We start from the raw sequence: 1284 nt of genomic DNA on the forward strand, positions 1-1284 counted from the left end.
TGGCGGCTGCGTGAGCAGTCGCCCGCCGCAAAGATGCAAGCGCAGCTTCAGCCGTTACGACAAAGGAAGTTACGGATAAAGACAGCAGAGCTATTTACTTGCGCGGTTAAGCATCGAAGCGAGCGTGACTTAAACTTTGAGAATGTACATTCTCAAAGTTAATCTGCTCTAGACACTGTCTAAAGCGGTTAACTCATTTCATTCGCAAACGGCGCTAAACCATGCCCAGGGTCTGGAACAGCCAGACAAAGCCCGTGAGGGTAAGTATGCTCAGCCCGTTGCTGACCACAGCGGTGAGGGCGGCCTCTTCCGGCACGGCATTGTAAACCTGGGCCAGCACACTGACCAGCAGGGCCGTGGCCGTGGCGCTGATAAGCACGCCGATGGTCAGCCACAGGCCCGTAATGCCGAGCGCATACATGATCCCCCAGCACAGCAGAGGATGCAGCACAAGCTTGCACAGGGAAAACCATATCTGGCGCAGCAGCACTGCCCCCTGGGCGCGGCGTGTCGCCACGGCCAGTTTTTGCTGAAGATCCAGACCGAGAGCCAGCAGCATACAGGGGGCGGCCGTGTAGCCCACAAGGCTGATGGCGCGGTCCAGCGGTTCCCACAGGCCAAGCCCGGATACGGAAAGCGCGCCGCCCGCCAGCGTAGCCAGCAGGATGGGATTGCCCAGAATAAAGATGCGCGCCGCATTGCCCGCAAACACCAGCGGATTGACGCCTTTTCGGGCCAGAGAGCCGGACAGGATGTCCAGCCGGGTCTGCGCCATGATCATGACCACATTGGGCGTGAGTATGGCCAGCCCCGCCACCAGCATGGCCTCGCTGTTACCCGGCCAGAGATTTGACACAATGGGCAGCCCCACAAAGGCCGCATTGCAGGCCGAACAGGAAAGCCCGCTGATGACTGCCGGTCCCGCCCCGCGACGGCAAAACAGCCTGTCGCCCGCATAGCCGAGAATGTAGACAATGACCTGAGAGCCGATAACGGCCAGCCAGAAGCCGCCGCGAGCCAGGTCCTCAGGCGTCGCCCCGGCCAGCAGGTGAAAAACAAGCAGGGGCAGGGCCAGTTTGAGAACATAGACGCCAAGCACCGGCCCGGCGTTTTCCGGCAGCACATCGCGCGCCCTGAGCAGCACACCCAGGGCGATGATGCAGAACACCGGCACAACTGCAAAAAAAGCATGAAACATGACAATTCTCAAAAACGAAAAGGTGAAGAACAGAAAAAGCCGCGCACTGTCGCGCGGACGCATCATGACCCTGCGGCCCGCCGCTG

General features: G+C 60.1%; 1 protein-coding gene. It reads right to left on the reverse strand.

What is annotated here, in order from left to right:
* Positions 1-214 precede the first annotated feature (214 nt).
* On the reverse strand, positions 215-1284 hold a 1070-nt coding region (locus tag V6C16_RS13510; RefSeq protein WP_333543470.1), incomplete at its 5' end, for an AEC family transporter.

This window comes from Desulfovibrio sp. 1188_IL3213 (genome assembly GCF_036763145.1).
GTDB lineage: Bacteria > Desulfobacterota > Desulfovibrionia > Desulfovibrionales > Desulfovibrionaceae > Desulfovibrio.